Origin of the sequence: Wujia chipingensis, assembly GCF_014337155.1 — a bacterium.
Taxonomy (GTDB): Bacteria; Bacillota; Clostridia; order Lachnospirales; family Lachnospiraceae; genus Coprococcus_C; species Coprococcus_C hominis.
This window is the reverse complement of the sequence record NZ_CP060632.1, coordinates 1-18,437: the sequence shown is the minus strand read 5'-3', so window position 1 is coordinate 18,437 and position 18,437 is coordinate 1. Positions and strand designations below refer to the sequence as shown.

Below are 18,437 nucleotides of genomic sequence, written 5' to 3'. Positions count from 1 at the left end.
ATAGAATGGAAAAGCTTAGCAATCCAAAGGTTACAATAGAGATCATACAGAAATATAATTTCGCGTTCCAGAAGCGGTTTGGTCAGAATTTCCTGATCGACGGGCATGTGATTGAGAAGATCATCCGGGCAGCAGAGATCACAAAGGACGATGTCGTGCTGGAGATCGGTCCGGGTATCGGCACGATGACACAGTATTTAGCCGAGGCGGCAGGGGAAGTATTCGCGGTCGAAATCGACAAGAATCTGCTCCCGATCCTTGCCGAGACACTTGCGGAGTATGATAACGTGACGGTCGTAAATGAAGATATCCTGAAGGTGGATATCGCGGCATTAACCGGCGGCAGACCGGTAAAGGTCGTGGCGAATCTTCCGTATTATATTACGACGCCGATCATCATGGGACTGTTCGAGAATCATATCCCTGCAACATCAATCACGGTCATGGTGCAAAAGGAGGTTGCCGAGCGGATGCAGGCAGGTCCGGGCGGCAAGGACTATGGTGCATTGTCGCTTGCGGTGCAGTATTATGCGGAGCCGTATATCGTGGCAAATGTACCACCGAACTGTTTTATGCCGCGTCCGAATGTCGGTTCTGCGGTAATCCGGTTGACAAGACATACAGAGCCGAAAATCGTCGTGAAGGATGAGAAATTCATGTTCAAGCTGATCCGTGCGTCGTTCAATCAGCGCCGGAAAACATTGCAAAACGGGATCAATAACTCCGCCGAATTATCAATCAGCAAGGATGCGGTTGTAGAAGCACTTCGGAAGATGGGACTTTCTGAGAGCATCCGCGGCGAGGCACTGACACTTGCGCAGTTCGCAGAGCTTTCTGATCTGTTGTGTGAGTAGCGTAGATCACAGTTATAGCGGTATTCGCGCAGGGGATACTGTGGGTGTGTGGCGTCGTATAAATGTATATTATGTCGTAAAAAATTTGTGATAAACAGACAACCCTCTGCATACATATATAGTACGTATTAATGCATGAAGGGGGAGCGTGGTCTGTGATGCAGCAGAGGAGATGGGTGTCTTATATTTACCGGTATCGCGAGTTCGTGCGATGCGAGATTGCCGGATTCATCAAGGTACAGAGAATCAGCAACAAAGATACGGATGTGACGAGAATACGAATGGGGATGAAAATGTACAAGGAATATGCGTGTACGTGTTATGCGTATCTGCTGTGGCATGGACAGGCGAAGCCATTTACAGCGGTGCAGTTCGCGGCGGGAGAACGCGATACGATCCTGACAAGTGTGGAGCTTCCGTGGAGCAACCCGCTAGGAGATGGTGTAGCATTTCCTGAATACGATGGTGTGTATTTCGTGTGTGACGACGGTGAGATTTTAGCCGGTATCTGGTCGACGGAGCGGTATGATCTGCGGCAGGTGCAGGTGACGGACAGGCAGGACGGGCTTGTGGAACAGGAAGAACCGGTGCTGGAATATGCAGGTGCCGGGACAAAGCCGCAGGAGGAACCTGTCGAGGAAATCCCACAGATTCCACTTCCTTCGGACATGGCAAATGGGTATGAGGAAATGCTTACGACATATCCAAAGTTACCGCTTTTTGCAGGAAGTCAGATTGTTGATGGAGTGAAGATTGCACCGCAGGATATCGGGAAGCTGGATATGGCGAACTGGAAGCTGGGCGTGAACAGTTTTCTTGCACATGGGTATTACAAATATCAGTATCTGATGCTTGGAAAGGTGAAGATGAATAAGGCAGAATTGCATGTGATCGGAGTTCCTGGAATCTTCACGAACAAAGAACGGTATCTGGCGAATATGTTTGGATTCCGTGTGTTTATTCCGGTGCGGAAAACGAAGATTCTGACCGGGAATTTTGGTTATTGGGTATCTGAAATTGTAGAATCAGAGAAGCTTCGTGTACCGCATCAGGTCAACGTAGTGTCCTAAGATGTTTGCACTTTGCGGCTCAAACTGTAATGGACGGAAGCCAAGCTTCGTCGCGAGTGTGATGGACGCAATATTTTCCGGGTGGATGCGGGCATCGACGCGGTGAATCTGGTAGTCATGTTCAAGTACATAGAGCGCCGCTTCGCAGGCTTCATATGCGATGCCGCGGTTCTGATAGAGGGCGTCAATTTTGTAGCCGATCTCAGCGTATGGTTCGCGGGAGGTGCGAAAAATATTGAAATTGATAGCGCCGATGATCTTATCCGGGCGGTCTTTTAAATAGATGTAATAACGCAGGAAGGTTCCCATCGTGTAAGCGATGTATTCGCGGTGCAGGGAAGACCAGTGGTAGTCCTGCGTGTAAAAGGATGCCGGACGCGTTGGCTCGTACTGCTCGAATGGGAGACGATTGCGCAGATAGAGATCTAAGACTTGTTTGGCTTTTGATTCATTTTCTACGCGCAGGATTAAGCGATTTGTATATTTTATCAGTGGTCCCATGAGCGTCTCCTTTCTGACGTTTGTGACTGTGGAATACAGGAACGATTCTTGTATCATGCAGCCATGAGGTCAGTATAGTACATTTTATGGGAACAGACAATAAAATGATACGGAAATGAGGTACAATATGAGGAAATTGAGTGAGGATGAACGATATATGCGGCAGGCGATCACGCTTGCGAAGAAGGCGGCGGCGAATGGTGATGTGCCGATCGGATGTGTGATCGTCTATGAAGGAAAGGTGATCGCGCGTGGTTACAACCGGCGGAACGTGGACAAGACGACACTTGCGCATGCAGAGATCATGGCGATTAAAAAGGCGTCCAAGGTGCTGGGTGACTGGCGGCTGGAGGATTGCACAATGTATGTGACGTTGGAGCCTTGCCAGATGTGTGCCGGGGCGATCGTGCAGGCTCGGATTCCGAAGGTCGTGATCGGATGTATGAATCCGAAGGCAGGATGTGCCGGTTCCATTTTAAATCTGCTTGATATGAAGCAGTTTAATCATCAGGTGGAAGTAACACGGGGAATCATGGAAACAGAATGTTCAGCGATGATGTCCGGTTTTTTCGCGGAGTTGCGTGCAAAAAAGAAGGCAGCCGCGTTAAAAGAAAATAATGGGATGTCTTGACTTTACATAATTATTTTTATATACTAAAGAAGTATCTGTCGATATGGGGTTTATAAGAAACAGACTTTTCGATGGATATGCGTGGACTTGTTATAAAATTTCCGTGCAGCCGGGGAGATAGCGGTGCCCTGTACCCTCAATCCGCTACAGAGGGGGTGATGGCTGGTTTCGGGTTGTCTTCTTGTGAGGCTGCCCACGGTAAGTGGCGTTGATGTTTTGGTCTTGCGCGACAGGAATCTATGAACCGTGTCAGGTCGGGAACGAAGCAGCACTAAGTAGAACCTTCTGTGCGCCGCGAGGCAGCCGGGACTGAGTTAACTGCCGTGGTAACGCTTATGAGAGCTTCACAACACCAGCCGCACGGTTAAAAAAATATAAAATACATGTGGTATTTTTGGTAAAAAAATGGTATCATTTTAGAGATAGGTAAATGATACCTAACTTTGGGAAGAACAAAAGAATCGGGTGGCAAAAACAACGGCATGAGTGTAAATTATGCAGAAGTAATTGAATATGTGAAGAAGATGACTTCTGAGAACGGCAGGCCTTCGAACTATCCATTCCGTAGCCGGTTTGAGCACACGATGCGTGTGTATCGATGGGCCATCAAGCTGCAGTCAAAGCTTGGCGGAGATCTGGATGTGATCGTACTTGCAGCTTTGCTTCATGATATTGGATGGGATGATGAACGTCCACATGGAGAAGTTGGTGCAGAGCTTGCTGTAGAATACATGGATAGCATTGGAATTGATCCGGAGACGATCCGACGCGTGGGAGAGATTATTATGATTCACGAGGACAAGGATTCGGATGCTGATCTGTCGCTGGAATGTAAGATTGTGATGGATGCCGATCTGCTCGATGAAGTTGGAGCAATCAGTGTGCTGTGGGATTCGATGGCGACAGCATGTGAGGATGAGGCAAGTTACAAGAAAGCCTATTACAGGATCAAGAATTATTATAGAAATAACAAACCAAAGATTCGAAGATGCAAGACAGATGCAGCCAGAGCAGAATATACGAAGCGTATGCAACTGCTTGACAGTTTCATCTTCCAGTTGGAAAAGGAATTATTTTAAAAAAAGCTGTTACGTTTTATGTGACAGCTTTTCTTTTTTATAGAGATTGATGATAGGGGAAATATTAAGTTGGAAAAGAAGCGATCCTTAGGTGTTAATTTCATATTTAATATGATGCGGACGATGATGGGTGTGATCATACCGCTCATTACATTCCCGTATTCTTCCAGAGTTTTAGGACCGGAGGCACTCGGTAAGGTCGATTATGCGCAGGCGAACATGACATACTTCACGTTGTTGCAGGCGTTTGGCATTGGCGGCTATGCAATCCGGGAGGGTGCCCGTATTCGGGATGACCGAAAGAAAATGGATGAATTTGCAAGTGATATGTTGTCAATCAATTTGATCACATCCGCGATTGCATATATTCTTTTCTTTGCAGCACTTGCGATTCCCAAACTTGCGGGATATCGGACGTTGATGCTGCTTTTTTCGACGACGATTATACTTTCTACCATCGGAGTCGAGTGGCTGTATAATATATACGAAGAATATCAGTATATCACGATTCGTTCATTTATCTTTCAGATTATATCTGTGGTTATGTTGTTTACATGTGTCAAATCAGAGGATGATTACATGATATATGCGTTGACGATGGTAATCTCCAGCGTCGGCTCCAATATTATGAATTTTATCCGGGCAAGAAAATACGTGAAGTTCAAGTTGCGGATCAGTAAGAAGCTGCGGATTCATTTGAAGCCGATGTCGTATATTTTCCTGTTGGATGTTGCGTCGGCGGTGTATCTGGTTATGGATCGTTCTATGCTTGGTTATATTACCGGGGATGATACCGAGGTCGGACTTTACGCGGCAGCGATTAAGATTGCATCTGTGTTAACGTCATTCTTCAGTGCGTTATATGCGGTAATTCGTCCACGCGTCGCGTACATGATGGAGCGGGATGAGGAACAGGCGGAGAATCTGAATGATCTGACCGCGCGGCTTATATTGCTCTTTAATATTCCGATGGCGATTGGCATGTTCTGTCTGAGTCGGCAGGTGCTGCATTTGTTTGCGGGCAGCAAATATCTGGGTGTAACATCTACGATGCAGGTGTTGATGTTGAATGTTATCGTTGCAACCTTTAACAGCTTCCTGATCAATCAGTTGTTTATCATACACCGGAAAGACCGGTGGGCGTCCATGGGTGTTGTGATTGGTGCAGTCACAAATGTCTGTTTAAATGCGTTGACCATTCCGGTATATGGGAAATTCGGTGCCGCAGCCAGTACGGTTGCAGCGGAACTGGCAATCTTCATTTATGCAAGTATCAAAGCCCGGCATATGTATCCGATCACAAAGCTTGGCTGGCAGCTCGGTCAAAGCTTGATTGCATGTATTCCGATTGTGTGTTGCTATAACTGGTGTGCACATAGTCAGTATTCGGATCTTCTGACGATTGCGTTGACCGTTTCAATTGGTGCAATTGGATATTTCGCGATTATGATATTGTTCCGAAATCGTCTGGTGATAGATGGAATTGAGAAGATAAAAGAGCGTTTTTCAAGAACGCCGGTATAAAAGAGTGAGAAAAATAAATCCCCTGAGTCGGGGTCTGACTGTAACAGATCAGAGCGCCATTCAGGGGACTTTTGTTTTTATTTGTTTGCTAACTCATCAATCATATCACAGATCATCGTGATGGCGTCGGACTTCGTGGAAAGTTCCATTGCCTTGATGTAATGATCGTGATTTTCGTACACTTCATTGACTGCGGCAAGCAGTGACTCGTTTGTCAGGTCTTCCTCTAACAACAGCTTGGCGTAGCCGCGCTTGTCGAAGGACTGTGCATTTAAGATCTGGTCGCCCCGGCTCGCTGCAAGCGATAATGGAATCAGAACGCTTGGTTTGCGGAGTGCCAGAAGTTCGCATATTGCATTGGCACCGGCACGGGAGACAACGATATCTGCTAATGCGAGCAAGTCAGCAAGCTCCTGCTTGATGTAGTCGAACTGGACATAATGCGCAGTTCCGTTATAGCTTTCGTCGATATTTCCTTTTCCGCAGAGGTGAATGACGTTATATTTCTTCGTCAGTTCCGGGAGACATGAACGGATCGCTTCATTGACACGTACGCTGCCAGAGCTTCCGCCGATTACCAGAAGAGTTGGACGAACCTCTGTAAAGCCACAGAAGGTCATCGCTTTTACAGCGTCACCGGCAAATAATTCCTGACGGATCGGTGTACCAGTTACAACTGCTTTTCCTGCAGGAAGATTCTCCATTGTCTCTGCGAAGTTGCAGCACACCTTGGATGCCTTTGGAATACTGATCTTGTTTGCAAGTCCCGGCGTCATATCAGATTCATGGATAATACATGGAATCTTCTTCGCACTTGCGGCGAGAACAACAGGGACAGAGACAAAGCCGCCTTTGGAAAATACAACATCCGGCTTTAACTCCTTCATCAGTTTTTTCGCTTCGTTGAAGCCTTTGATCACGCGAAATGGATCAGAAAAGTTGCGCAGATCGAAATAGCGGCGCAGCTTTCCGGTTGCAATTCCGTGATATGGAATGCCCATATCTTCAATCAGTTTTTTCTCCATTCCATCATAAGAGCCGATATATTGAATATCATATCCGCGCTCCTTTAAGGTTGGAACGAGAGCCATATTGGGTGTTACATGACCAGCGGTTCCGCCACCGGTTAATATAATACGCTTCATGAATGGTTGATCCTCCTACTTATACCTTTAACCTATGCGTGAAGTGCCTGCTTTAATGCCTGTGCAAGCTGATCCGGGCAGGATGTGCTCTTGAATCCGCACGTTGTGCCTTCCAGCCGCTTGATAACTTCCTCTGCATCCATGCCCTCCACAAGCTGTCCGATGCCCTTTAAGTTACCATTACAGCCGCCCGTGAATTTCACATTATGCACCTTGCCATCTGTAATCTCAAACTCGATCATCTGGGAACAGGTTCCCTTTGTCTTATATGTCATTGTGTATCATCCTTTCTCGTGTGTAACAATTATATTATACGTTTCGCGTTCCTATTATAGCATAAATATAAAGTTCCTTAAACCCATATTTTCTGTCACATTTACAAGGATTTTTACGACCGAACAGGGGTTGCATTCTGAAGTTCACCTTCTCTATAATCGCCATCAGACAGTGAGGAGAAAAAAAGGCTGTCGGTTCAAAAAATCTTAATGGAGGGATTTTGTATGCTGCAAAAAATCATGGAAGTTTCAACCGGGGTCTACATACTATGGGGGTTAGGCGTGTTAGGAGTGCTTATGAAGATACTGGCAAATGCTTACATGAGTAAAATGGTGCGAGCATCGACAAATCTGGGAGAGACAAAACGAAAGAAGCTTCGCAATATGTGCCGGCAATATGAAAACAAAAAAGGCTTTGGACTGTGCGGAGGCGATGAGGAGGCGTATGCAGAAAGCTTTGTGAGGGGGTTAAAATTCCTGACGCGCCCGATGGAATTCTGGAACCGGAGCGGAACCGTGTTGTCGCTCGTCGTCTGTGGCACGATGGCAGGAGCGTATCTGTATTACGATCCAAGCTGGAGAGGCAGTCCGGACATGCAGTTTTTCTTAGCGAATAGTATTTTAGTATGTGCATGTTTGCTCGTGCTTGATCATATATTGGTTATAAATAATAAAGTGGAAATCCTGAAAGCGAATATCCGCGGGTACCTGGAACGGATTCCGAAACCGCGAGAGCAGACAGCGGCTGCGGTACGTCCCTTTGTAGTGAAGCAGGAGATGTCGGCGGAGAAAGGGGAACATGCCGACAACGATGGATCACCGCAGACAGATGCATCCGGGGAAGAGTCCGAAGGCGGGACAATGCAGGAGAAAGAGAGTGCCGCCAGTGAGGAGACGCTCAATCGCTTTTTGGCAGAGTTCTTTTCTTGATGGGAAACTATAATGTAGGAAATGAAACAAAAAATGGTTCGCGTTGTGTTTGTAAATGGAAAGGAGTGGTTTGCCTTGCAGGGATTCTGATCTCTCTGGTAGTTGGTAGTTTTTGTGTTGTTACATATGGAGCATCCGCGGGGGAGGCGGATGGAAGTGAATCAGAGCAAGTGGATACATCCGGGAATCCGACGAGTGATGTGGAAGATGGGTTGACTGGTACAACCGGAGGATATGCGGAGCAGGAGGATGGAGATTTGCCGATTCATAGTATGTTTGACCAATGCAGGAAGGTTTTCTGCCGGTATCAGACATACCCGATTGAAAATCATTTGAAAGAAAAAGAGGCGTACCAAAGCCTTGATAACACCAAGCTTTCATGGTGGTTCCGGCGGGATATGAACCACGGACCGAGCGGGTGCGATGACACGATCGATATCTCCGAATACGACGCGTACTATTTGGATCAGAATGCTTCAAAGAAGAATGAAAAAGTCGTCTATCTGACATTTGACTGCGGGTATGAGAATGGATATACCGAGCAGATGCTGGATATCCTGAAGAAGGAAGATGTTCCGGCGTGCTTTTTCGTGACACAGACGTACATCCGGGATAATGTTGCCATAGCGAAACGAATGAAGGAGGAAGGACATCAGGTGGGAAATCATACCATCTACCATATATGCATGCCGGATAAGTCCTATGAGGAGATTGTGCAGGAGGTCAATGGTTGCGCGGATTATATGAAAGAGGCAACGGGATATGCGATGGACCCGTACTTAAGGCCGCCATGCGGTGAGTATAGCGCACGGACACTGGCAATCACCCAGGACCTTGGTTTCAAAACTATTTTTTGGAGCATGGCATATATGGATTTCGATGTGAATAACCAGCCGGGTGTTGATTTCGTGATCGACCATTTCAATAAATATCATCACAGCGGGGCAATCATTCTGATGCACAACGTATCGTCATCGAATGCTGGGGCGCTGGAAAAGGTGATTGCAAACCTGAAGGCAGAGGGGTATCGGTTTGCAAGTTTGAATGAATTGCAATAAATGTGATTCGCATAGGGAATAAAGTGGTAAAGAGATGTCTATGATATTCAATTCATGCTCAGACGCGCTTTCGCTCGGTTCAGCACGCAATGGTACTAAATTCGCGACGGAGAACCGTCGCTCATTAAGTGCCAGCGTGCTTCAACGGTCTGTGCATAAATTGATATCAATAGACATCTCTATTTACGTTATTGAAAGCGAATCATTGAAGCAATTATTCCTGCCTTGTGCTCCAATGGTCTGCGATTAAATCAATATTATCCGCAACCCGATTTACGTTTGCTTAGATGCAATCCTGTGTTTGTGATAGGGATTGTAATTCGTGAAACTGTGTTTGCCTTGCGTTTGTGAATTTCTTGATTTTGGCTGAATGAAATTCTGTGGGCTGGGTATACTTCTCTATGTAGCAATTACAAATGCAAGGGAAACCTGCAAAGCAAAAAGGAGATCAGTTATGGCAGAAAAAAATTATCAGTCAAACGAGCAGAAGAACAAGCAGACAAATTATACAGGAAGCAATCAGACAAACAAGGAAACGGCTTCCAACAGCAAGATGAAGAATAGTCAGAAGAACAGCCAGAAAAACTATTCAAGTAACAGTACAGACTGTTACTAAAAACCCCCTCCGAGAGGACCGTTTAGCGGTCCTCTTTCTTTGTTATAAACCATCTAGCAGAAAGCAATCACAGACACAAATCCGCACGCTCCGCATATCCTATTAGTAAGAAGAAAGGAGGCGGAGCGATGCGATTTCATAATATAAATATTCGGAACATCCTGAGTGAGGCTCTTAACTATGGAGGAATCATCGTTGACGTTCGAACGAGCGAAGAATTTGCGAAAAGTCACATTCCGATGGCGATAAATCTGCCTCTGGAAGAAATACAGGCAGGCAATATTTCTCTTCCGAAAGGGAAAGTGATATTGGTTTATTGCGCAAACGGGGGAGGCAGCACACTGGCTGCAAAAATATTGACAGAGAAAGGGTATAAGGTCATCAACACGGTTGGGGGAATCTCCGGGTATCGTGGGGCGCTGACAAAAACCCGGCATTAGCAGGATTTGGTAAAATTTACATGTGCAAAATGTAAGAATAAATTGTTCGATTTTGTTGACTTCGTACAAAGATAAATTTACAATACAACTAAGTATGTTCAAAAATCGGAACAGGGGAAGAAAGGGCAAAAATACAAGCATGGAAAATATGTATGAATTGATCGCACCGTGCCATTTTGGTTTGGAGTCGGTGCTAAAGCGTGAGATATTAGATCTGGGCTATGAGATCGTGACTGTGGAGGACGGAAGAATCACATTTCGCGGAGATGTCACAGCGATTGCCCGTGCAAATATATTTATCCGGACAGCAGAGCGTATTCTGCTGAAGATGGGTAGCTTCCGGGCTACGGATTTTGATGAACTGTTTGAAGGGACAAAGGCAATTCCGTGGGAGGAGTTTCTTCCGCGGGATGCAAAGTTCTGGGTGACGAAGGCGACAACGAATAAGAGTGCGCTTTTTTCTGCGAGTGCGATTCAGTCCATCGTGAAGAAGGCGATTGTGGAGCGCATGAAGCAGACATACCGCGTGGAACGGTTCGAGGAAGATGGGGACGAGTATCCGATCCGTGTGTTTATTTTCAAGGATCAGGTGTCGATTGGTCTGGATACATCGGGAACGTCCCTGCATAAACGAGGATATCGGACACTTGTCGGAAAGGCACCGATTTCAGAGACACTGGCAGCAGCGCTTCTGATGCTGACGCCGTGGAACAAGGATCGTGTGCTGGTCGATCCATTCTGCGGCAGCGGTACATTTCCAATCGAGGCGGCGATGATCGGTGCCAATATCGCGCCGGGCATGATGCGGGAGTTCACCGCTGATTGCTGGGGCAAGGTCGTGCCGAAGAAGGTGTGGTATAACGCGTACGATGAGGCGGAGGATATGATCCGCCGCGATGTGCAGATGAATATTCAGGGTTATGATTTAGACCCGGAGATCGTGAAATGTGCGAAGGCGAATGCGAAGGCAGCCGGTGTCGGAGATTATATTCATTTTCAGGCGCGTGACGTGAAGGATCTGCGCCATCCGAAGCATTATGGATTTATCATTACGAATCCGCCATATGGCGAGCGGTTGGAGGAAAAGGAAGCGTTACCGGCACTGTACAAGACAATCGGCGAGAGCTTCGCGAACCTTCCAGACTGGTCAATGTACTTGATTACTTCGTATGAGGATGCGGAGAAATATATTGGAAGAAAGGCAGATCGAAACCGTAAGATCTATAATGGCATGATTAAGTCCTATTTCTATCAGTTTATGGGACCGAAGCCGCCTAAGAATAAGGAGCCGAAAGAACAGTAGAAAAGAGCGTTAAGCATTGAAACGATTTTGGATTTTCCCGGTGCTGGTTGCAGTGCTGGTGACAATTACATTCTTTTTAGGAAGGAATCCGGTCAAGACGATTGATGAGTCGGATGCGCTCGCGACGTGCAGCGATGCATTTGCGGCAAATATCCGTTCCCGCATGAATGGGGATGATGTGATCATCACGGTTGGCGGCGGAAGCACGGAGGAGTTTGGCTATACATTTTACGTGAGTGACAACATGCACCTGATGGTGGAAGGCGAGTTCCTGCGCAGTCTGCTTTTGTGCTCCGTGCAGCGATACCCGGATGGAACTGTCCTGATCATGAAGGGCGACAACAGCATTTCACTTGCCGTGGGTTCGGACAAGGCAATGGTCAATAAGAAAACCGAGGTGGAGCTGGGCGATGCCGTCTATGTGGATGAGGCAGAGGACAAGCTGATGGTGCCGATTGACAAGATCGCAGAGTATTTGAGCTACGAGGTTGATTATTATGTCGATCAGAAATGGGTTGATCTGGCGCGGCTGCCGGATGAGACGCCATTGCCGGAGAAATACGATATGCGTGATTATGGGCGCGTGTCACCGGTGCGTGATCAGGGACGGTACGGCACATGCTGGGCATTTGCATCGCTTGGCGCGCTGGAGACAACGCTGCTTCCGATGGAGGAGGATATTTTCTCAGTCGATCACATGTCGATGTGTAACAGTTATGCACTGGATGTGAACAGTGGCGGCGAGCATACGATGAGTATCGCGTATCTGGCGGCTTGGCAGGGACCGGTGCTGGAGAAGGATGATCCATATGGCGATGGCATGAGTGATCCGAATCTTACCGCGGAGAAGCATCTGGAGGAGGCTCTGATCATCAACGGGCGTGAGGACGAGACGATCAAGAGTGCGATTTTCCGGTATGGCGCGATCGAGACATCGATTTATTCGGCACTGGAATATGTGGACAGTTATTCCATGTATTATTCGAGTGAGTATGCGGCGTATTATTATGATGGTGATGAGACGCCGAACCATGATGTCGTTGTCGTTGGCTGGGATGATAATTTCCCGAAGGAGAATTTCACGATCCAGCCGGAGGGCGACGGTGCCTTTATCTGCAAGAACAGCTGGGGCGAGGAATTCGGCGATGATGGATATTTCTATGTATCCTATTATGATACGAAGATCTGCCGGAAATCGGTTGTTTACACGCGGATTGGAGATAAGGATAATTATGATAAGATCTACCAGACGGATAAGCTTGGCTGGGTTGGACAGCTTGGTTTCTCCAAGGAGGATGCGTATTTTTCCAATGTCTACGAGGCAGGAAAAAATGAGAATCTGGCAGCCGTTTCTTTCTATGCGACGGATAAGGATACGGAGTTTGAAGTGTATGTCGTGCGGCATTTTGATGGTGTGGACTCGTTTAAGAACCGGGAGTTTGTGACGTCCGGCAGCATGCAGTATGCCGGGTATTACACGGTGGATTTCCCGGAGGAAATCGAACTCGATGACAATGAGCGTTATGCTGTAGTGGTGAAGATCAAGACGCCGGGCGCGGTGCATCCGATCGCGATTGAGTACAATGCGGATGAGCGGACGGCAAGCTTTGATATCAGTGACGGCGAGGGCTACATCAGTTTGTATGGAGAGATGTGGCACCGGGCGGAGACGAGTGAGAAATGCAATGTGTGCTTGAAGGCGTTTACGAACAAGCGGAAATAGTAAGGAAAAAGGAGATACAGGCAGATGAAGAAGATTATTTTTGCAACTGGTAATGCGAATAAGATGGTGGAAGTGCGCATGATCCTGGCGGATTGTGGGTATGAGATTGTTTCTATGAAAGAAGCAGGTATCGATATTGATATCGTGGAGGATGGCAAGACATTTGAGGAGAATGCGATCATCAAAGCGACAGCTATCAGCAAGACAAAGGAGGCTGAGGGCTGTGTAGTTCTCGCTGACGATAGTGGCCTGGAAGTTGATTATATGGATGGCGCGCCGGGTATTTACTCTGCAAGATGGCAGGGCGAGGATACACCATACAGTATTAAGAATCAGATGATTATTGACGCGCTTGCAGATGCAAAAGAAGAAGAGCGGACAGCACGGTTCGTATGTGCGATTGCAGCAGCATTTCCGGATGGTACGGTGACAACACGTCGCGGCGTGATCGAAGGAATGATCGCACATCAGCCTGCCGGAGAAAATGGATTCGGTTATGACCCGATCTTCTTCCTGCCGGAGTATGGAAAGACGACCGCGGAGCTGGCACCGGAAGATAAGAACAAGATCAGCCATCGTGGACGTGCCTTGGAAAAGATTCGCGAGGTACTGTAGTTAGGGCTCGAAGGAGGAAATTATGCTGCGGATTTTGATAATGAGTGATTCGCATGGGCGAAATGAGAACGTGGAGCTTGCAATCGCGCAGGTGCGGGAAGAAATCGGCGAATTCCAGATGTTGATTCATCTGGGCGATGTCGGGGATGCACGGGAGCTTGAGTCGCTGGCTGGTGTGCCATGCTACATCGTGCGTGGAAATACCGATTATGATGCGAAGCTTCTGAATGCAAATGTGATCGAAGCTGGCGGACATCGTATCTTCGCAACGCACGGGCATCTGTATCAGGTGGACATGCGGCTGGATCTGCTGCGGTTTGCGGCATTGGAAAATGATTGCGATATCGCGATGTATGGACACACGCATGTGCCATATCTGGAGGAGGATCCGGATGATGTGACAATCCTGAATCCGGGCAGCATTTCAAAGCCGCGGCAGGCAGATCACCGTTACACATATATGGTGATGGAAATTGACGATGAAGATGAAGTGACATACGAATTAAGGTATGTCGAATGATGAGGAGACAGTCGAGTGAAAAAAGGTGATGTATGCGAGGGAATCATCGAGCGTTATGATTTCCCGAACAAAGGAAGCTTTCAGGTGGACGAGCGCAAGGTGACGATCAAGGGTGCCCTGCCGGGACAGAAAGTGAAATATATGGTAACAAAGAAGAAAAGCGGGATGGCAGAGGGAAAGGTGCTGGAAGTCTTAGAGCGGAGTCCGCTGGAGGATGTAGAGCCGACCTGCCCTTATTTTGGTGCGTGTGGTGGATGCGCCTACCAGACGATGTCGTATGACAATCAGCTGAAGCTGAAAGCGGACATGGTAAAAGCATTACTTGACCGCGTGCTTCTGGCGGAGGATTCCAATTCAAAGGATTATGAATGGGAAGGAATCCTTGGTTCGCCGAGCCAGACTGCGTATCGGAACAAAATGGAATTCACGTTTGGTGACGCCTACAAGGATGGTCCATTAGCACTTGGATTACATCAGAAGGGAAGCTTCTATGATATCCTGACAGTCGATGGATGTGAGATCATTGGCGCAGACTGGAGCCGCATACTCACGGCGACACTCGCGTTTTTCTCCGGGCGAAATGTGCCGTTCTTTCACCGGATGCGCCACGAGGGAATCCTGCGGAATCTGGTTGTGCGCCAGTCGCGTGCAAATGGGCAGTTCCTGATCAATCTGGTAACATCGACACAGTGGGTCACATATGGATTTGACGTAAAACAGTTGCTTCAGGCGTTCGTGGAAATGCTGCTGGAATTAGAGAAGTCCGATGCATTTGCGGGAAGTATTGCAGGTATTCTATACACGGAAAATGACGCTTTGGGCGATGTCGTGCAGAGCGATCGGATGGAGCTTCTATATGGTCAGGATTACATCGAAGAGGAAATACTTGGACTGAAATTCAAGATCTCGCCGTTTTCATTCTTCCAGACAAACACAGGTGGCTGCGAGGTGCTGTATGAAAAGGCGCGCGATTATATCATGCGGGGCAGCGTGAAGCTCGATGGCGACAAGACCGTGTTCGATCTGTATAGCGGAACCGGTACGATCGCACAGATGATGGCAGCGGTTTCGAAGAAAGTGATCGGAATCGAAATCGTGGAGGAAGCGGTCGAGGCAGCGAAGGAAAATGCAAAGGCAAATGGACTTTCTAACTGCGAATTCATCGCAGGTGATGTGTTAAAGGCAATCGACCTTGTGGATGAGAAACCGGATCTGATCATTGTCGATCCGCCACGGGACGGGATTCATCCGAAAGCACTGGAGAAAATCCTTGCATTTGGCGTGGACGAGATCGTCTATATCAGTTGCAAGCCGACCTCGCTGGCACGCGACCTGGAGACGATCATTCGTCGCGGGTACCACGTGGATAAGGTGTGTTGCGTCGATCAGTTTCCGAGGACAAGTCATGTAGAGACGGTTGTTCTTTTGTCCCAACAAAAACCAGATGACACGATAGAGATAGACTTAGACCTGGACGAGCTGGATGCCACCAGTGCCGAGTTGAAAGCAACCTATCAGGAAATCAAAGATTATGTGCTGAAAGAATTTGGCTTGAAGGTTTCAAGTTTATATATTTCTCAGGTAAAACGCAAATGTGGAATTGAAGTGGGAGAAAACTATAATCTTCCAAAATCAGAAAATGCAAGAGTTCCACAATGCCCGAAAGAGAAGGAAGAAGCTATCAAGGCTGCCCTGAAATATTTTGCGATGATCTAAGGAAATCGCTGATTTCAAGGAGGAATAACACATGAAAAGCACATTTGAAAAAATGGGTGGAACCTACACACTTGGCGCAGACGGAATTTACTATCCGAATCTTGTCAGTACAGATGAAGAACCGCATTATGGGAAATATGGAATGATGCGGAAAACATATCTGAAAGAGCATCGTCCGGCAATGTATTCACTGTATATGTTGGAAGACAGATTGACAGAACATCTGAATGTTGTAGACGATGAAGCACAGGAAAGGATGGATATTCTGGTGCGTCAGATGATGGAGAAGCAGGGGATTACGGAGGAATTGAAAGTTCGTGATCAGATGGAATGGGTCAGAGTGGTAAATGGTATTCGTAGTAGGGCAGAAGAGATTGTGTTAAAAGAATTAGTGTATATTTAAGGTAATGGAAAGCTCTTTCGGGAGCTTTTCGTTGATTATAGAAAATTTAAAGATGATAAAGTGTAAGGTGGAGGTAAAATTATATGAGAGATGATTTTTCACAAAGAACAAAGGATTTGTTAGCTAATAGAGTTGGATGGAAATGCAGCAATCCTAATTGTAGAAAAGCAACTCGTGGAGCAGGAATAGGAAAAGAGAATATCATAAATATTGGAGTTGCATCTCATATTACAGCAGCTTCTAAAGGCGGACCAAGGTATGATGAGAACATAACGTCTCAAGAGAGAGCATCAGCAGAAAATGGAATATGGTTATGCCAGTCGTGTTCAAAATTAATAGATTCAGATGTGAATAGATATACGATTGCTAAATTGAAAAAATGGAAGGAAATTTCAGAGCAAATGGCAGTTCTTGATTTGGAAGAAGCAACAGCAGAGGAGCAACATGAAGATAAAGAACTTATAAAGTTCTTTGTGCAATGTTTTGATCGTCCAGCATTTCAGGATAGAATATATCAAGAAGGAAGAATGGAAGATTTTGATAAGGCTATTGAGGATACTATTATCGCTTTAAATACGGGAGTTCTTAGAACCAGAGACGGAAGTATCTTAAAAAAAGCAGACGGAAAATCGTCTGTTGTAAATATAGAGTGGCGGGAGAAGCTTAATACAATTTGTGATATGTTGGTTGCACTAAGAAAACGATTAAAAATTGCAAAAGACACTGGAGCATATTCATTATATGGAGAAGATGATGTGATGTATTGTTTCTATGACAGAGATTTGGCAATATGGTTTGATTCAACAAGGGAAGAAATATTAAAGATATTATCTTCAATTTGTGAAGAAATAGGAATACATGGATTAGGTTTTCCTAGGAAACGGTACGAGTGGTAACTGATAATAATGTCCCGAACTTTTTAAGAAGTATGAAATAGAATCAAAGTGATTGTGAAAAATGGTTGTGACAAGTTGATATAGATGTGTTGTTAAATTTATTCTATCTGAAAGCAAGTATGGTTATATAGGCAGCGGAATTAGTCATAGAGTGCTTTGTCCTGTAAGCCGCTGGTTTTAAGATGCTCTATTTCCATTTGTTTTTCATGAAGTTTTCTCTGGGCTTCTTCCTGCTCAAAGATTTCCTGCTGGCATTTACAGCGGATGGAAGGAATAAGAACCTTTCCCTGTAATTCATGCCTGCATTGCCTTGGCGTATTGCATTTGGAACAGTAGATCAGGTGGTCTGTTTCGTTAAAATATTCATCAGACTGAAGCTCTCTGTTTGGGGTTATAGCTGTTGGTTTTTCTATAAATTTTGTCATAATGTTTCGTATTCCTCACTTTCGTAATTTCGTTGTCGGGAAGCAGGATGCTCCTGTCTTGCCCAACTGATGATGGTAGCTGCGTGGTTCTGATATTGCTTTCCGGTAGAAGCCATATAACCGGATAAGCGTTCAATATAATCCTTCCAGTCAGGGATTGTCTGCCGGATATCTTCAAGCTCTTTTTCTGACAGAAAAACATTTTGAAATTTTCCATAGGGTGAGAGTGGCTCCTTACTCCCTCTTATTGCTAAATTGTTCTTTTTTATCTCTTTCTTATTACCAGACAGTTTTCTGTCTGTATCAGGGAAAGAATCCTGTCTGTCAATAGGACAGTTTTTTGTCTGTCTTAGGGAAAGAAATCTGTCTGTATAGTGGATGGTTTCTTTTGGGAGTTTTACATAAATCCGATTGGGCTGTCCGGGACCCTGCCGTTTTCGGAAGATAAGCTCCTGTTTTTCCAGTACTGCCAGAGCAGTTTTAACCGTCATCTGGCTTTTGTGGAGAATTTCTGCCAGTGCTTCAATCGTAAAGTAAATGAACACATGACCGTCTGTATCTGACCACCCCTCATTTTTCTGGGAAAGCCTTGCCCGGTCGAGCAGGATAATATAAAGCATTTTGGCAGTTTCGTTTATTTCCATGTCCAGAAGGAAACGGGGAAACATCATATAAGATGGCAGGTTGGTGTCTGCTGTCAGAAAGTCAGTCAT

Annotated in this window: 20 protein-coding genes, 1 other RNA gene and 1 pseudogene; 17 read left to right on the top strand and 5 right to left on the bottom strand. The window is 46.2% G+C overall.

The genetic code is table 11. The features are described from left to right. Window positions 1–5: 5 nt before the first annotated feature. The gene (gene rsmA, locus H9Q76_RS00110) at window positions 6–854 is read left to right on the top strand and encodes a 16S rRNA (adenine(1518)-N(6)/adenine(1519)-N(6))-dimethyltransferase RsmA (protein ID WP_021984021.1); all 849 of its coding nucleotides are present in this window, start codon (window positions 6–8) and stop codon (window positions 852–854) included. Window positions 855–1,012: 158 nt separating this feature from the next. Continuing rightward, window positions 1,013–1,924 (top strand): DUF6128 domain-containing protein, encoded by a 912-nt coding sequence (locus H9Q76_RS00105; RefSeq protein ID WP_021984022.1) that lies wholly within the window; start codon window positions 1,013–1,015, stop codon window positions 1,922–1,924. Here the strand turns inward: H9Q76_RS00105 and H9Q76_RS00100 are convergent. After that, window positions 1,880–2,482 (bottom strand): GNAT family N-acetyltransferase, encoded by a 603-nt coding sequence (locus H9Q76_RS00100; protein ID WP_117781157.1) that lies wholly within the window; start codon window positions 2,480–2,482, stop codon window positions 1,880–1,882. The genes H9Q76_RS00105 and H9Q76_RS00100 overlap by 45 nt on opposite strands. A 70-nt stretch (window positions 2,483–2,552) precedes the next feature. Here H9Q76_RS00100 and tadA point away from each other — a divergent pair, with 70 nt between their 5' ends. The 4 genes from tadA (at window position 2,553) to H9Q76_RS00080 (ending at window position 5,659) form a co-directional block, all read left to right on the top strand. Continuing rightward, on the top strand, window positions 2,553–3,056 hold the full coding sequence (tadA, locus tag H9Q76_RS00095; protein ID WP_021984024.1) for a tRNA adenosine(34) deaminase TadA: 504 nt from the start codon (window positions 2,553–2,555) through the stop codon (window positions 3,054–3,056). Window positions 3,057–3,157: 101 nt separating this feature from the next. Beyond that, window positions 3,158–3,420: signal recognition particle sRNA large type (ffs, locus tag H9Q76_RS00090), an RNA gene on the top strand. 118 nt (window positions 3,421–3,538) lie between these two features. Then, window positions 3,539–4,135, top strand: coding sequence for an HD domain-containing protein (locus H9Q76_RS00085; RefSeq protein ID WP_021984025.1), 597 nt, complete (start codon window positions 3,539–3,541; stop codon window positions 4,133–4,135). Between the two features lie 69 nt (window positions 4,136–4,204). Then, window positions 4,205–5,659, top strand: coding sequence for a flippase (locus H9Q76_RS00080; RefSeq protein ID WP_118545262.1), 1,455 nt, complete (start codon window positions 4,205–4,207; stop codon window positions 5,657–5,659). A gap of 77 nt (window positions 5,660–5,736) precedes the next feature. Here the strand turns inward: H9Q76_RS00080 and H9Q76_RS00075 are convergent, their stop codons facing one another. Together H9Q76_RS00075 and H9Q76_RS00070 are read right to left on the bottom strand one after the other, a co-directional pair. Further along, complete coding sequence (locus H9Q76_RS00075; protein WP_021984027.1) at window positions 5,737–6,804, bottom strand: undecaprenyldiphospho-muramoylpentapeptide beta-N-acetylglucosaminyltransferase; 1,068 nt, start codon at window positions 6,802–6,804, stop codon at window positions 5,737–5,739. 32 nt (window positions 6,805–6,836) lie between these two features. Then, a complete protein-coding gene (locus H9Q76_RS00070; RefSeq protein ID WP_021984028.1) occupies window positions 6,837–7,079 on the bottom strand; it encodes a TIGR03905 family TSCPD domain-containing protein in 243 nt (80 codons plus the stop codon). A 225-nt stretch (window positions 7,080–7,304) separates the two neighbouring features. Here H9Q76_RS00070 and H9Q76_RS00065 point away from each other — a divergent pair, with 225 nt between their 5' ends. From H9Q76_RS00065 to H9Q76_RS00015, 11 genes are all read left to right on the top strand, one after another. Beyond that, the gene (locus H9Q76_RS00065) at window positions 7,305–8,009 is read left to right on the top strand and encodes a hypothetical protein (protein ID WP_021984029.1); all 705 of its coding nucleotides are present in this window, start codon (window positions 7,305–7,307) and stop codon (window positions 8,007–8,009) included. Beyond that, window positions 8,009–9,067 carry a polysaccharide deacetylase family protein gene (locus H9Q76_RS00060; RefSeq protein WP_021984030.1) on the top strand — a complete coding sequence of 353 codons (1,059 nt, stop codon included), beginning with the start codon at window positions 8,009–8,011 and terminating at the stop codon, window positions 9,065–9,067. The genes H9Q76_RS00065 and H9Q76_RS00060 overlap by 1 nt, the downstream gene beginning before the upstream one ends. 454 nt (window positions 9,068–9,521) lie before the next feature. Next, window positions 9,522–9,683, top strand: coding sequence for a hypothetical protein (locus H9Q76_RS00055; RefSeq protein WP_249321334.1), 162 nt, complete (start codon window positions 9,522–9,524; stop codon window positions 9,681–9,683). Between the two features lie 128 nt (window positions 9,684–9,811). Next, complete coding sequence (locus H9Q76_RS00050) at window positions 9,812–10,123, top strand: rhodanese-like domain-containing protein (protein ID WP_118374535.1); 312 nt, start codon at window positions 9,812–9,814, stop codon at window positions 10,121–10,123. A 139-nt stretch (window positions 10,124–10,262) separates the two neighbouring features. Further along, entirely contained in the window at window positions 10,263–11,426 is a 1,164-nt protein-coding gene (locus tag H9Q76_RS00045) for a THUMP domain-containing class I SAM-dependent RNA methyltransferase (protein ID WP_249321333.1), read from the top strand. Window positions 11,427–11,442: 16 nt separating this feature from the next. Then, a complete protein-coding gene (locus H9Q76_RS00040) occupies window positions 11,443–13,149 on the top strand; it encodes a lectin like domain-containing protein (protein WP_249321332.1) in 1,707 nt (568 codons plus the stop codon). Between the two features lie 24 nt (window positions 13,150–13,173). Then, the gene (locus H9Q76_RS00035) at window positions 13,174–13,764 is read left to right on the top strand and encodes an XTP/dITP diphosphatase (RefSeq protein WP_021984035.1); all 591 of its coding nucleotides are present in this window, start codon (window positions 13,174–13,176) and stop codon (window positions 13,762–13,764) included. A 22-nt stretch (window positions 13,765–13,786) separates the two neighbouring features. Next, window positions 13,787–14,284, top strand: a complete 498-nt coding sequence (locus tag H9Q76_RS00030; protein WP_117781164.1) for a YfcE family phosphodiesterase — start codon at window positions 13,787–13,789, stop codon at window positions 14,282–14,284. Window positions 14,285–14,299: 15 nt separating this feature from the next. Then, window positions 14,300–16,000: a 23S rRNA (uracil(1939)-C(5))-methyltransferase RlmD gene (gene rlmD, locus H9Q76_RS00025; RefSeq protein WP_249321331.1), complete on the top strand. Its 1,701-nt coding sequence runs from the start codon at window positions 14,300–14,302 to the stop codon at window positions 15,998–16,000. A 31-nt stretch (window positions 16,001–16,031) separates the two neighbouring features. Beyond that, entirely contained in the window at window positions 16,032–16,403 is a 372-nt protein-coding gene (locus tag H9Q76_RS00020; protein ID WP_117767607.1) for a TnpV protein, read from the top strand. An 83-nt stretch (window positions 16,404–16,486) separates the two neighbouring features. Continuing rightward, window positions 16,487–17,299: an HNH endonuclease gene (locus tag H9Q76_RS00015; RefSeq protein ID WP_117591688.1), complete on the top strand. Its 813-nt coding sequence runs from the start codon at window positions 16,487–16,489 to the stop codon at window positions 17,297–17,299. A 143-nt stretch (window positions 17,300–17,442) separates the two neighbouring features. Here the strand turns inward: H9Q76_RS00015 and H9Q76_RS00010 are convergent. Then, window positions 17,443–17,724: pseudogene (locus H9Q76_RS00010) on the bottom strand (ATP-binding protein); the annotation flags it as partial. Then, entirely contained in the window at window positions 17,721–18,437 is a 717-nt protein-coding gene (locus tag H9Q76_RS00005; protein WP_249321330.1) for a replication initiator protein A, read from the bottom strand. The gene H9Q76_RS00005 and the pseudogene H9Q76_RS00010, both read right to left, overlap by 4 nt.